The organism is Actinomadura luzonensis (genome assembly GCF_022664455.2).
In the GTDB taxonomy this organism is placed as follows: Bacteria; Actinomycetota; Actinomycetes; order Streptosporangiales; family Streptosporangiaceae; genus Nonomuraea; species Nonomuraea luzonensis.
The window spans coordinates 159140-172475 of the sequence record NZ_JAKRKC020000002.1 but is presented as its reverse complement, the minus strand read 5'-3'; the positions used below and the strand labels follow the sequence as shown (position 1 = coordinate 172475).

The following is a 13336-nucleotide window of genomic DNA, read 5'->3' as shown; positions in this document are numbered from 1 at the left end:
CCGGCGTTACCCTGGCCGTGCCATGTCATCGACGGCCACGGCCCGCTCGCGGGCGCTTCTCGACCTCGCCCTGGCGGCTGCCGTGTTCGCCGTCTCGCTGGTGCTGCTCGCCCACGACGGCCCCATGGCGGTACGCGTGAGCACCCGCGGGCTCGACCTGACCGGCGTCGCGCTGGCCGCCGGCACCGCCGTGCCGCTGGCGGCCTGGCGGCGCTTCCCGCTGGCCGTCTTCGCGGTGGCGGCCGGGGGCAGCGTGGTGCTGGCCGGGATGGGCTATCCGACCGGCCTGCTGCCGGCGCCCGTCGCCGCCCTCTACCTGCTCGCCGCGGGCGCCGCGTGGACGGTGCGCAGTGCCGCCGTCGCCGCCGGGCTGCTGCTGGCGTACCTGGCTGCTTCGGCGGGCGGCGCCTTTCCGGTGGTCGGCCTGGTGCACACCGCCCTGCCCTGGGCGGCGGCCTGGTTCGCCGGGGAACGCACCCGGCTACGCCGCCAGCAGGTCAGCGAGCTGCGGCGACGCGCCGTGGACGCCGAGCGCGCGGCGGAGGCCGAACGCCTTCGCACCGTACGGGAGGCCGAGCGGGAGCGGCGCCTCGCCGTCGCCGAGGAGCGCGCCCGGATCGCCCGCGACCTGCACGACTCGGCCGGGCACGCGATCAGCCTGATCGCCGTGCGAGCGGGCGCGGCCCGGCTGCGTCAGGACGGCGACGCGCGCACCCTCCAGGCGATCGAGGAGCTGGCCCGGCAGACGGCGGCGGAGATCGACCACCTCGTCGGCTCCCTACGTGAGGACGACGCTGAGCCGCCCGCTCCCCTGGGGCTGGCCTCGCTCGACACGCTGATCGCCCACCACCGCGCCGCGGGACTCCAGGTGGAACTCGACGTCGCCGGCGCGGCCCGGCCACTCGGCGCGACCGCCGACCAGGCCGCCTACCGCATCCTCCAGCAGGCCCTGGCCAACGCCGCCCGCCACGGCACCGGCGATGCCCGCGTCGAGCTCGACTTCACCGGCGCGGGCTTCGCGCTCACCGTCACCAACCCCGTCCGCGGCACGCCCCGCCGGGTCCATGGGCACGGACTGGTCGGCATGCGCGAGCGAGCCTCACTGGCCGGCGGCAGCCTCGACGTCACGAGACCGCAGGGCGCCTACCGCCTGCATGCCCGGCTGCCCTACGGAGGTTCTGCGCCATGACGCGCGTGCTCATCGCCGACGACGACCACCTGATGCGGGCCGGGCTGATCGAGCTGCTCACCGCCGATCCCGGCATCGAGATCGCCGGCCAGGCCGCCACGGGCCGGGAGGCCGTCGAGCGGGCCGGCCGGCTCGCGCCCGACGTCGTGCTCATGGATGTCCGGATGCCCGATCTGGACGGCATCGCCGCCACCCGGCAGCTCGCGCGGACGGCGCCGGAGGTGAAGATCCTCATGCTCACCACGTTCGAGCAGGACGACTACATCTTCGGCGCGCTGCGCGCCGGCGCATCGGGTTTCCTGCTCAAGCGCGCCCGCCCGGAGGAGCTGATCGCCGCGGTGCACACCGTCGCCGCGGGAGATTCGCTCCTGTCCCCCTCGGTCACGCGGCGGGTGATCGACCGTCTGGCTCAGCAGCCGGTGCCCGACCTCGCCGAACAGTCCCGGCTCGCCACGCTGACCGCGCGGGAGCGCGAGACGCTCGAACTCATCGCCAAGGGCCTGTCCAACCGGGAGATCGCCGCCTCGCTGGTCGTCGAGGAGTCGACGATCAGGAGCCATGTCAAGCGCATCCTGATGAAGCTCGGCCTGCGTGACCGCGTCCAGGCCGTGATCTTCGCCTACGAGACCGGCATCAACCGCCCACGGTAGTTCCATGTGAGGCGGGCCGCGGCCGGCGCAGCCCGGTCTCCGGCCAGCCGGCCGGCACACCAGCCGGAAGCCCACCGTGACCAGCGCCGGAACGACGGCGGTGGCCGCGGGCGCGGTGTCCGGCATGCCGGTCGTGGCGTCCTGGTCGCCGGAGCTGCCGCGCCGCTACCTGGGGCTGCTCCTGGCCGCCCGGGCCGGCTGCCGTGGTGGCTGGGCGGCTTCCCCGGCCAGCGTGACCGGCTCGTCGGGCAGGCGCACCCGCAGGTCGCGGGCCGGTGCCCGGCCCGCCGCGGGCGCGGGGGCGCCGCCGGCCATCGCGCCCGTGGTGAAGTCCCACCACACGCCCGGCACCTCGTGCGCGACGACCGTGTCGGCCGTGGACGTGCCGCCCTCGTACTGCAGGGTGTAGATCAGGCGCTGGTCGTCGTCGGTGATGAACGCCGTCACCGGCCACGACTGGCCCGGCGCGCCGCCCGCCAGGTGGGTGACGCCCGCCGTGTAGCTGCGCAGGCTGCGCACCGAGTCGTCGTCGGTGTACTCGTACGCCAGCGCGGTGCCGTTCTTGCCCAGGAACATCGCCCGGCCGTAGCCGTTGGCGTCCTCCTGCACCAGGCAGTTGCCCGCGCCCGGCGTGGCGCCGCTGATCCTGGCGACCATCAGGCATGAGGTCTGGGCCGGGTGGGCGGTGTAGCGCAGGGCCACCACCTGACCGTCGCCGGAGATGATCGGGTCGCCGACGTCGGTCCCGGGGAAGATCTCCGTCGTGCCGCCCGTGGCGGCGTCGTAGAGCCAGGTGCGGTCCTTCCCAATGCTGACGTCGTAGGTGGACCAGGTGACCCGGTTGCCGTCGCCGGACAGCGCGGCCTCGCCCGCGGAGGTGGGGCAGTCGCCGTCGGTCTGGGAGTCGCAGGCGGTCAGCTTCTGCGGCGTGCCGCCCTTCACCTGCCGGTAGAGGTTCCACCGGGAGGTGGCCGAGTGCACGTCCAGCTTCTTCGAGTAGACGACGGCGTGCCCGTCGTCGCTGATCGCCTGGACGTAGCCGTACTCCTCCAGCGTCCAGGACGTCCCGGCGGCGATGTCGTGCATGACCGCCCTCGGCGTCAGCACGCCGGTCCACTCCAGCGAGACGAAGGCGACCACGTTGCCGTCGCGGCTGGCCAGCGGGCCGCCGACGAAGCCGTAGACCGGGGTGACGCCGTCGGGGCCCAGCGACACGACCTGCGTGCCGCCGCCCTGGGTGTCCTTGCGCAGGATGCGCGGCTTCGTGCTGGAGGGGACCCGCAGGTCGTCCGGCATGAGGTTGCTGCGTTCCTGGGTCAGGAAGAAGACGTAGCGGCCGTCACCGGAGGCCGCGGCGCCGGTGGCGCCGCCCGCCTGCCCGGTGGAGTCGGGCCGGCCCTGCGTCTCGGTGCTGCGCGCCAGGTCCGCGCCGAGGGTGGAGGGCGGACCGAAGAAGATCACGTCCGTCGGCGTCAGCTTCAGCGGCGCGGCCGGCTCGCCGGTGCCCGCCGCGTTCTGCGCGATCACGGTGACGCTGTACCTCACCCCGGGCGTGAGCCCTTGGACGAGCTGGTGCGTCGCGTCGCCGCCGTAGGCGTAGGCACGCGCGGTCTGGCTGCCGTCCTCGGCCGTCGCGGTGACGACGTAGCCGGAGATGGTCCCGACGCCCACGTCCGTGGGCGGCGACCAGCTCACGGTGGCCCCGCGCAGCGTCGGCGCGGTCCAGGTGTTGAGCGTGGGCGGCCCGGGAGCGCCGAAGTTCGCGCCGACCTGGACCGCGCCGCGCGCCTGCAACTGGGGATGGCCGCCGGTGGCGGGGCTGGTCACCTCGACCACGGCGAGGCCTTCCTGCGGAAAGTTGAACAGGCCGTCCGCGGTGAGCGTGCCGGGGCCTTCGAGCAGCTTCCACTGCGTGGCGACGTCGTCGGGGTAGCCGGTCACGGTGACCTTGAACTGGTAGTTCTGGCCCGGGCCGATCCCGCCGACCTGGGGCGTGACCTTGATGCCCTGGAACGCGCCGCCGGCGTGGGCGATCGTCCAGAACGTGCTGATGATGTCGTCCTTGCGCCAGACCGAGTAGTCCTTGCCGATCGCCCCCAGGTCGATGGCCGCCCCGAGCCGGGCCAGCGCCCGCAGCTCCCACCACGGGTTCTGGGTGGTGTCGGCCTTGAGCTGCACGCCCGGCACGTCCACCACCAGGGCGGGGCCGACCAGACCGTACAGCAGGAGCTGGATGTCGGTGGAGATGGCGGTGGTGACCGCGCCGTCGCCGTAGACGCCCACCCCGCCGTCGGCGTAGAAGCCGGGGCCGCCGTCGTCGGGGGTGCAGGACGTGCCGGTCTTGCTGGTGTGGCAGCGCGTGCCGAGCTGCTTGTCCCAGTGCACGGCGAAGCTCAGCCCGACCGAGGTGGACGCCTCGAGCGACAGCGCGACCGACAGGCGCACGCACACCACGACCGGCACCCTGCCCAGCCAGAACGTCCGGCAGGGCCCGTTGACGTGCCCCAGGTGCATCCGCTTGCTGAAGGCGAACCCGAAGCCCTGCTTCACCCGCACCTCGGAGCTGATCTTCGTGGTGTTGCTGACGTCCACGCCCCGGCCCGAGGCGTCGGTGCTGGCGCCCATCCTGGTGTCCTGGTCGACCACCGCCCAGCCCTCGACCTTGGTGACGGAGCGGCCCTTGTGCTCGAACACCTCCTCGAACTCGACGACGAGGTTGCCGTCGCGGATGCCGACGCGCGGCCCTGCCGCCCGGTCGCGGGCGCTCTGGACGGGGCGCACCAGCCGCGCTCCCGGCGCCGACGGCACGAACCGTACCTGGTCGCCGCTGTCCACCCGCCCGTCGGTGGCGAAGCCGGCGTCGGTGAAGGCGTCGCTCAGCGAGGCGGGCGTGGTGGAGACGACGACCCGCCCGTTCTGCCGCGCCAGGCCGGACACCTTGCCGAAGAACCCCTGCGGGGTGCGGTCGCTCTGGCCGATGACGAGCAGCGTGCCCGCGGTGAGCCCGGTGACCTCCGCGGGCGGGTCCTCGAACTCCAGCGCGCCGTCCCGCACGGCGCGCAGGGTGAGCGCGGCCTGCGGCGACAACACCCGCGGCTCGGTCTTGACGGTGAGCTTCGGCGTGATCGCCTCGGTCGGCGCACTGGCCGCGCCCGTGCCGGCCGCGCTGGTGGCGCGCACGGTGAAGGTGTAGGCCGTGGCCGGGTCCAGCCCGGCCAGGGTGGCGGTGGTGGCGGTGACCGTCGCGGTCCTGCCGCCCGGGCTGGCCGTCAGCGTGTAGCCGGTCACCGGGGCGGTGCCGGTGTCGGCGGGCGCGTCCCAGTCGACCTGGACACTGCCGGAGGCCGGCAGCGCGGCGCGCAGGTGCGTCGGCGCGCCGGGCGGCCGGCTGGCCGACGGGGTGACCGCCGCCGCGGTGCTCGGCGCGCTCGCGCCCACCGCGTTCCTCGCGACCACCGTCACCGTGTACGCGGTGCCGTTGGCCAGCCCCGTGACCGTGGCGACCGTCGTGTCGGGCGCGATGTCCATGCTCAGGCCGCCGGGCTGCACGCTGACCGTGTACCCCGTGATCGCCGATCCGCCGTCCACCGCGGGCGCCCACTGCACGTCCACGCGCTGGTCGAGCGGGGTCACCAGCAGCGCGGGCGGGGACATCGGCACCTCGGCGGGCTGCGGGCGCACCGCGTCGGACGGCGGCGACGGCTCCCCCGCGCCCGCCGCGCCGGTGGCGGTCACGGTGAAGGTGTAGGCCGTGCCGTTGACCAGGCCGGTGACGGTGGCCTCGGTGTCCGCCGTGGACACGACGGCGCCGCCCGGGGAGGCCGTCACCGTGTACCCGGTCACGTCCGCGGCGCCGGTCTCGGGCGGCGCCCAGGTGACGCGCACCGCGCTGTCCCGGCCGTACACGCCGGTGATGAACGGCCGGCCCGGCCGGTTCGGCGGGCCGGGCGTCACCGGGTCGCTCGGCGCGGAGGCGTCGGAGACGCCGACGGCGTTGGCGGCGGTCACGGTGAAGGTGTAGGCGGTGCCGTTGGCCAGGCCGGTGACGGTGGCCTCGGTGCCTGCCGTGGTCACGACGGCGCCGCCCGGGGAGGCCGTCACCGCGTACCTGGTGATCGTCGAGCCGCCGTCGGTGGCGGGCGCGCGCCAGGTGATCCTCGCTGAGCGGTCGCCCGGCGTCGCGGACACGCCGAGCGGCGGCGACGGCCGGCCGGGTGCTCCGGCCGGGGTCACCGGCGCGGAGGAGGCCGAGCGGGCCGAGGTGCCCACCGCGTTGGCGGCCGTCACGGTGAAGGTGTACGCGGTGCCGTTGGCCAGGCCGGTGACGGTGGCCTGGAGCTGGTCGCCGGACACGGTCGCGGTCCGGTCGCCGGGGCTGGAGGTCACGGTGTAGCCGGTGATCGGCGCGCCGCCGTCGGCGGGACGCTGCCAGGTGACGGTGGCGGCCGCGTCGCCCGCCGTCGCGCCGATGCCGGTGGGCGCGGCCGGCACCGCCGGTGACCGGTAGTAGTCGAAGGTGTCGACGGTGACGCTGACGCTCGCGGTGCCGGTGTTGAGGATGACGAACGTGCCGCCGGTGCCCACCTTGACCGGCACCAGGCTCGACCAGAAGTCGTTGGGCTGGTAGGCGATCGAGCCGCCGCCCGGGATGCCGGTCTGGCCCGCCGGGTACACGCGCAGCAGGCCGTTCACCGTGCCCTTGGCGGTGATGTTCACCCCGACCGCGCTCACCCCCGCCGCCGGCACGCCGCCCTTGCCGAGCGGGGCCACCGTGTACGAGGCGCCCGCCGCCACCGTCACCGAGGCGAGGGTCCGCGACGGGGCGACGGGCACGAGGGCCGAGGCGGCGACGGCGGCGGCGGGCGTCGCGAAGTAGCCCGCCACGTCCGCGTACACCGTGAGCGCGGCGGCCCCGTTGTTGTTGACGGCGATCTTGCCGTCCGTGCCGAGCGCGGCGATGACCAGGTTGGACTGGAAGTAGGAGGGCCGGTAGTCGATGTTCGACCCGACGGGCAGGGTGCCGCCCGACGGATAGGCGATCATCTTGCCCGATCCGGTGCTCTTGACCGCGAAGGTCAGCGCCACGTACGCCACCCCGGACGCCGGCACGCCGCCCAGCCCCGCCACCGCGAACGTGGCGGTCGAGTTGGCGGCGACGCTCTGGTTGCCGATGATCCGCGCCGTGTTGAGCGGCACGTAGCGGGCGCCGGGCGTCGTGGCGGCCGTCGCGGTGAAGTAGCCGTGCACGTCGGCGTAGACGTTGACGGCGGCCGTGCCGGTGTTCTTGACCTTCAGCGCGCCGTCCGCGCCGAGCTTGACCGTGACGAGCTGGTCGTCCCATACCCCGGACCGGTAGCGGGCGCCGGTCACGGCCGGCGCGGCGGTCAGGTCGGAGGGGAAGACGATGAGGCCGCCCGCCGCGCTCGCGCCCTTGGCCGCGAGATTCAGCGCCACACTCGCGACGCCGCTGGCGGGCACCGCGCCGACGCCCGCCACGCTGAGGGTCGTGGTGGCGCCGGCGGCGATCGAGGCGTTGGTCAGCACCCGCACCCGGGCGCCGTAGAACTGGCCCGGCCCAGGCTGGGCCGACGCGGCCGAGGCCGCGGTCGCCCCCGTCACCACCAGGACCCCGGAGAAGATCAGAGCGAGCGCTGTCAACCATCGCATGACCACGCCGGCCTCCTGGGCTCGGGATCATTCCGCGTTGCGCGCCTGACGCTACCAACCGCCCTGAAGTCGTGAAATACGGCGAAAAGCAGAAAAAGGTCGTCCACCAGCGGCGGTATGAAGGGCGTGCGTCTACAACCGCGGCGGTAGCCGTCCCAGCGACCGCCAGGGCCGTCGGCCTCTCGCGCCCGGCCGGCCCGGGCCGAGGTGAGCGGGGTGCGGGCGGCACGACTTCGGCACAGCCGGGGACCTCATGACCGCCGAGGTCGGCGGACCAGTCGCCGGGCAGGAAGGCGCCACCGCGACCGGTGACCCGGCGCGCTGAGCACCACAAGGGCTCGGCAGCTGGCCAAGGAGCACAAAGCGCTTCGACTGACGCCTGATGAGTGGATGATCCCGCTGTTCGGTGAGCCGGAGGCGGATGGGAAGCGCGATGTCCTGGAAGGACGGCTGCTCTCGCTCGCCCTGGAGACGCTCAGGCTCGGGACCGACGTGACCTTGGATTTCGGATGCTGGTCCCGTGACGAGAGGTCCGCCGTCCGCTGGCTGGCGGAGTCCGTGGGCGCGTCCTGCGTCCTCGTGTACGTGCCGGTGGACCTGGAGACCCAGCGCGCCCGGATCGCCCATCGCCGGTCGGCCGCTCCGGATCAGACCTTCCCGATGAGCGAGGCGGACCTCTTGCGCTGGAGGACCCTGTTCGAGGAGCCCGACGCCGCGGAGCTCGGCGGGCAGGAGATCGGAAGTCCGCCTCCTGGCTGGCCGGGCTGGCCGGAGTGGGCCGCCGATCGATGGCCGTCCTTCACGTGACCGGCTGGCCCCGCACGGCACCCTCGTCGCCGTCGGCCACGGCACGGGCGAGCCGGAGACGTTCCCGTTCGGGTCCCGGCATCTCGTGGCGCGACGACTGGACGCGAGCCGGCGAGGTCGTGTCCGCCTTGGTGGAGGGACGGCTGCACGGCAAGGCCGTGCTCGATCTGTCCTGAGCCGGGCGCGGCGGAAGCTTCTCCCGGTCATTGTGCTCGGTGGACACCCGGAAGCGGTTCTCGCACACGGCCATGAGCTCAGCGAGATCAAGGCTGCCGGCGCCCCGCGACGGTGACGAGCGGCGCCACCAGAACGGCCAGGGCGCCGCCGATCCACAACACGCTCACCGGGCCGGCGGCATCGACCGCCAGGCCGCCGGCGAAGGCGCCGAGGGCGATCGACAGGTTGAACGTCGAGACGTACAGGGAGGACGCGGCCTCGGTGGCGGCAGGGGCGGCGTTGAGCATCCAGGTCTGGAAGGTGACCGGGACGGCGCCGTACGCCAGCCCCCAGACGACCAGGATCGCGGCCGCGGACGGCACGTCGTGGCCGACGGTCGCGACGGCGGCCATGGCGGCGGCGAGCAGCAGTCCGATGCCGCACACGGTCTGCCGCAGGCGTGTGGCGACCAGGGCGCCGGCGAGGAAGTTGCCGCAGACGCCGGCGACGCCGAAGACGAGCAGCAGCACGCTGATCATGCCGTCGGCGACGCCGTCGTCGTGGAGGATGGGCCGCAGGAAGGTGTAGGCGGTGAAGTGCCCGGTGATGGCCAGGAAGGTCATGGCGATGCCGGCGCGTACGGCGCGGCCGGTGCGCAGCACGCGCGGCAGGTCCGCGAACGTCAGGGTGCGCTGCGGCGCCACCTTCGGCATCACGATGACCATGCAGGCCAGCGAGATCAGGCCGAGCACGCCGACGGCGGCGAACGCGGTGCGCCAGCCGGCCAGGTCACCGGTCAGGGTGCCGGCGGGCACGCCGAGCACGGAGGCGGTTTCGACGCCGCCGAAGACGACCGCGGTGGCGCGGGCCACGTGACGTTCGGGCACCAGGCGCAGGGCGATGCCGCCGGCCAGGGACCAGAAGCCGCCGACGCTGATGCCGATCAAGAAGCGGGCCAGCAGGACGACGGCGAAGCTGGTGGCGAGGGCGGAGGCGAGGTTGGCCGCGCCCACGATGCCGATCAGCAGGGCCAGCACCAGGCGGCGGTCGATGCGGGTGGTGGCCACGGTGACCAGCGGCGCCGCGACGGCGGCGACCAGTCCGGGCACGGTGACCATGAGCGCGGTGGTGCCCTCGGTCAGGTCGAGGGCGGTGCCGATGGGGGTGAGCAGTCCGACGGGCAGCAGTTCGGACGTCATCAGGGCGAAGATGCCCAGCGTGACGGCGAGGATCGCGAGCCAGCCCCGGACCGGCGCGGGGTCCTGGGCCGCGTCCGGCGACCCGGCGTCGATGGCGGTCATGGGTGGGGGCCTTTCCGGAGGTGGTCAAGGCGCCGGCGGTGGCCGCGCGCAGGCGGCCACCGCTCAGGGACGGGGGAATCGGCGGGCCTACTCGGTGCCGGGGGTCTTGCGTGTGGTCACGTTCATGCGGTTCCAGGCGTTGACCGTGAAGATCAGCGCGATGAGCTGGGCCAGTTCCTTGTCGTCGAAGTGCCGCGCGGCCTCGTCGTACACCTCGTCCTCGACTCCTTGCGGCAGCAGGGTCACCGCCTCCGTCAACGCCAGAGCGGCGCGCTCCTTCGCGGTGTAGAGGCTGGACTCCGGCCAGGCGCTGAGCTGGTAGATACGCGCCTCGCTCTCACCCGCCCGGCGGGCGTCGCCGGTGTGGTAGTCGATGCAGTACGCGCACCGGTTGATCTGCGAGGCGCGGATCTGCACCAGCTCGATCAGCACCGGGTCCAGCCCCTCGCGGGCCACGGCGTCCAGGGCCAGCACGGCTTTAAGACCTTGGGAGCGACACGCGACAGGTTCATCCGTTCGGCAACGGCAACGTTCGTCATGCCACCACGCTAGGAGCGTGATCGGCCCACGATATGGTGCATTCCAATGACTCTTTCTTGGGCCAATTCGTGAGCGGCAGCGACCTGCATCTGGAGCTCACCGGCAGTGGCGGCGCCCGCGTACGGCTGATGCGGGCTCTGCGCGAGGCCATCCGGTCGGGACGGCTGGCGCCCGGCACCCGGCTGCCGCCCTACCGCGCCCTCGCCCTGGACCTGGGCGTCGCCCGCAACACGGTGGCCGCCGCCTACGCCGAGCTCGTCGAGGAAGGCTGGCTCACCGCACGTCAGGGCTCGGGTACCGAGGTCGCGCACCGCGCCGCGCCGGTGGAGCCGGACCCGCGGCGAGCTCCCGCGCGTCCGTCCCGCCCGCGGATCGCCCACGATCTGATGCCCAGTTCACCCGACGCCGCCGCCTTCCCCCGCTCCGCCTGGGCCACCTCGGCCCGGCGGGCGCTGGTCGCCGCGCCCAGCGACGCCTTCGGCGTCGGCGACCCCCGCGGCCGGCCCGAGGTGCGTCAGGCGCTGGTGGACTACCTGGCGCGCACCAGAGGCGTACGCACCACGGCGGAGCATCTCGTGATCTGCTCGGGGTACGCGCACGGGCTGCGGTTGCTGTGCCAGGTCCTGCGCGGCCCGGTCGCCGTCGAGGCCTACGGGCTCGCCTTCCACCGCTCTGTGCTGGCCGAAGCAGGGCTGAGGACCGTCCCGCTCACCGTGGACGCCCACGGCGCCCGGATCGAGGACCTGCCCGCCACGGACGCGCGGGCGGTCCTGCTGACGCCGGCGCACCAGTATCCGACCGGAGGCGCCCTGCACCCCCGGCGGCGGGCCGCGGTCATCGACTGGGCCCGCGCCACGGGCGGCCTGGTGCTGGAGGACGACTACGACGGCGAGTTCCGCTACGACCGCGAACCGGTCGGCGCCGTGCAGGGCCTCGACCCGGACCGCGTCGTCTACTTCGGCTCCACCAGCAAGAGCCTGTCACCGTCGCTGCGGCTCGGCTGGATGGCGCTGCCCACCCGGCTGGTGGACGACGTGCTCGCCGCCAAAGGTTCGCGCGAGTTCTGGTCGGGCGTCACCGACCAGCTCACCCTGGCCGACTTCATCGGCTGCGGCGCCTACGACCGCCAGCTGCGCCGGATGCGCGCGATCTACCGGCGCCGCCGGAGCCTGCTCACGGCCACGCTGGCCGAGCGCGCCCCGCACATCACCGTCAGCGGCATCGCCGCGGGCCTGCACGCCGTGCTCGACCTTCCTCCCGGTACGGAGGAGGCCGCCCTGCGCGCCGCCCGCCGCCTCGGCCTCGCGCTGGACGGCCTGAGTCCCTACCGGCATCCCGACAGCGCCATGCCGGCCCGCGACGGCCTGGTCGTCGGGTACGGCACACCAGCCGAGCACGCGTTCGCCGCCGCGCTGGACGCCCTATGCCTGGCCCTGCCGGCCCCCGGTGACACCGGGGTCGATGAGGCCCGCCCCAGATGACGCCCCGGTCGTAGCGCGGTCTTCCCCGGTCAGATCATGCGCAGCCAAGGCCGAGGTCGAGGTGCACGCGGCGATCCGTCGCGCTTCTTTGGGCTTGCGTACCGTGGAGAAGACGCTCGCCCCGGCCTGGCCCGGCCGTCGCGGTCGGGCGGCGCGGTGGAGGCGTCGCATCATGACCTTGGGCGGTCTCGCCCCGCAGCCAGCCGCGTACCGACCAGGGGCAGGGGTAGCCTTCGCCGGGCTCGCCGGTGGCCGGATCGGCGGGACGGCGACCGGCAGATGCGGCGCCAACCGTGGTAGCCAGAGGCTTCCTTCTCCACGGCGGGCACGTAGCCCTCGGCCGTCGGCAGACGGACCGTCCACGGGCCCGGGGGCGATCGGAAGGTCCCCCACTGGGGGAACTGGGCCGCGACCGGCCGGCCCACCAGGTCCGCGGTGATACCCGCGCCTCCATCCGGGGGAGCGGAGACGACGGGCGCGTTCGCTTGGCGCACTGGGGAGTCCTTTCTGCCCGAACCGGACTTGAACGGCAGAGAGACCTCCGGGTAGGCCCTGGAGGACGGTCGAGGAGGAAATCCGCAGAAACTAGCGGTAGCGGAACGCGCCGGAGCTCATGCGGTGGTGCCCCGCTTCCGGCGGCGCGGCGAGTCGCCGTCGGCGACGTTGGCCGCCACGGCATCGACGCCAAGCCGGACGTAGCGCTCCAGGGAGCGCACGGAGGCGTGCCGGAAACGGGCCGACAGGGTTGGGTGTTGGTGCCGTCCTCGGCTTCGTGGGTGGGGTCACGTTCGGGAGAAGACGGCCGGTTCGGATGTGCGGGGCCGGTTATCGTGGGCGTCGGCGGGTAGCGACCGGCCATGAGCAGGCCATCCGACGATATCGGCACCCGGTCGGACACCACCCGAGCCGTAGCGTTCAGCGACGCGGTCTTCGCCATCGTCATCACGCTGCTCGTGCTGGACCTCCGGGTGCCGGACGTACCGCCCGGTCGCCTGCTGTCGGGGCTACTGGAGCAGTGGCCGAGTTACGCCGCCTATCTCGCCTCCTACACCTACGTGGCCATCGTCTGGCTGAACCACAAGGGCGCGTTCAATCGCATCAGGGAGAGTGATCGGGGCCTGCACTGGGTGAACCTGTACGTCCTGTTCACCACCGCGCTGCTGCCGTTCCCGACCGCGGTCGTCTCGCACGCGCTGCAGGAGCACGACCTGCAGGACCAACGCGTGGCCGTCGCCTTCTACGCGCTGATCGGCGCACTGCTGTGCGCGAGCTGGCTGGCGTTCTTCCACTACCTGGCTCGGCGCGCAGACCTGCTCTCGGAGGAGGTGAGTGAACGGCACTTCCCCGCCGAGCGGATGCGGGCACTCGTCGGAGTCATCCTCTATGCCGCCGCAGGCCTCATCGGGTACCTGGTCGCACCGCTCGCCGGCCTGGTGATCTTCGTGGTGCTGCCGGTGTTCTACGCCCTCACCAGCGCCGGTCTGCACCAGGTGCCCCTCATCCACCGGGCCGCGCATCGCCCCCCGACATCGGGGAGATGAGGGT

8 protein-coding genes are annotated in these 13336 nt (G+C 73.6%); 5 read left to right on the top strand and 3 right to left on the bottom strand.

What is annotated here, in order from left to right; genetic code table 11:
* The first annotated feature begins 22 nt into the window (after positions 1–22).
* Positions 23–1189, top strand: a complete 1167-nt coding sequence (locus MF672_RS30925; RefSeq protein WP_242371014.1) for a sensor histidine kinase — start codon at positions 23–25, stop codon at positions 1187–1189.
* Entirely contained in the window at positions 1186–1839 is a 654-nt protein-coding gene (locus MF672_RS30920; protein WP_242371013.1) for a response regulator, read from the top strand. The genes MF672_RS30925 and MF672_RS30920 overlap by 4 nt, the downstream gene beginning before the upstream one ends.
* Before the next feature lie 165 nt (positions 1840–2004).
* Here MF672_RS30920 and MF672_RS30915 read toward each other — a convergent pair whose 3' ends face one another.
* Positions 2005–7506 carry a fibronectin type III domain-containing protein gene (locus MF672_RS30915; protein WP_242371012.1) on the bottom strand — a complete coding sequence of 1834 codons (5502 nt, stop codon included), beginning with the start codon at positions 7504–7506 and terminating at the stop codon, positions 2005–2007.
* Between the two features lie 321 nt (positions 7507–7827).
* Between MF672_RS30915 and MF672_RS30910 the strand changes: the two genes are divergently transcribed.
* Positions 7828–8313 (top strand): P-loop nucleotide/nucleoside kinase family protein, encoded by a 486-nt coding sequence (locus tag MF672_RS30910; RefSeq protein ID WP_302893386.1) that lies wholly within the window; start codon positions 7828–7830, stop codon positions 8311–8313.
* Between the two features lie 263 nt (positions 8314–8576).
* On the opposite strand, the gene MF672_RS30905 is transcribed toward MF672_RS30910, so the two are convergent.
* Together MF672_RS30905 and MF672_RS30900 are read right to left on the bottom strand one after the other, a co-directional pair.
* Positions 8577–9770: an MFS transporter gene (locus MF672_RS30905; RefSeq protein ID WP_242371011.1), complete on the bottom strand. Its 1194-nt coding sequence runs from the start codon at positions 9768–9770 to the stop codon at positions 8577–8579.
* 87 nt (positions 9771–9857) lie between these two features.
* Positions 9858–10244, bottom strand: coding sequence for a carboxymuconolactone decarboxylase family protein (locus MF672_RS30900; RefSeq protein ID WP_242371010.1), 387 nt, complete (start codon positions 10242–10244; stop codon positions 9858–9860).
* A 122-nt stretch (positions 10245–10366) separates the two neighbouring features.
* On the opposite strand from MF672_RS30900, the gene pdxR reads away from it, so the two are divergent.
* Entirely contained in the window at positions 10367–11791 is a 1425-nt protein-coding gene (gene pdxR / locus MF672_RS30895; RefSeq protein ID WP_242371009.1) for a MocR-like pyridoxine biosynthesis transcription factor PdxR, read from the top strand.
* A gap of 857 nt (positions 11792–12648) precedes the next feature.
* The gene (locus MF672_RS30890; RefSeq protein WP_242371008.1) at positions 12649–13332 is read left to right on the top strand and encodes a TMEM175 family protein; all 684 of its coding nucleotides are present in this window, start codon (positions 12649–12651) and stop codon (positions 13330–13332) included.
* Positions 13333–13336: the final 4 nt, after the last annotated feature.

Coding starts and splice junctions, on each gene's coding strand:
- MF672_RS30920 (WP_242371013.1), top strand. CDS start 1,186: ATGACGCGCGTGCTCATCGCCGACGACGACCACCTGATGCGGGCCGGG.
- MF672_RS30915 (WP_242371012.1), bottom strand. CDS start 7,506: ATGCGATGGTTGACAGCGCTCGCTCTGATCTTCTCCGGGGTCCTGGTG.
- MF672_RS30905 (WP_242371011.1), bottom strand. CDS start 9,770: ATGACCGCCATCGACGCCGGGTCGCCGGACGCGGCCCAGGACCCCGCG.
- MF672_RS30890 (WP_242371008.1), top strand. CDS start 12,649: ATGAGCAGGCCATCCGACGATATCGGCACCCGGTCGGACACCACCCGA.
- MF672_RS30925 (WP_242371014.1), top strand. CDS start 23: ATGTCATCGACGGCCACGGCCCGCTCGCGGGCGCTTCTCGACCTCGCC.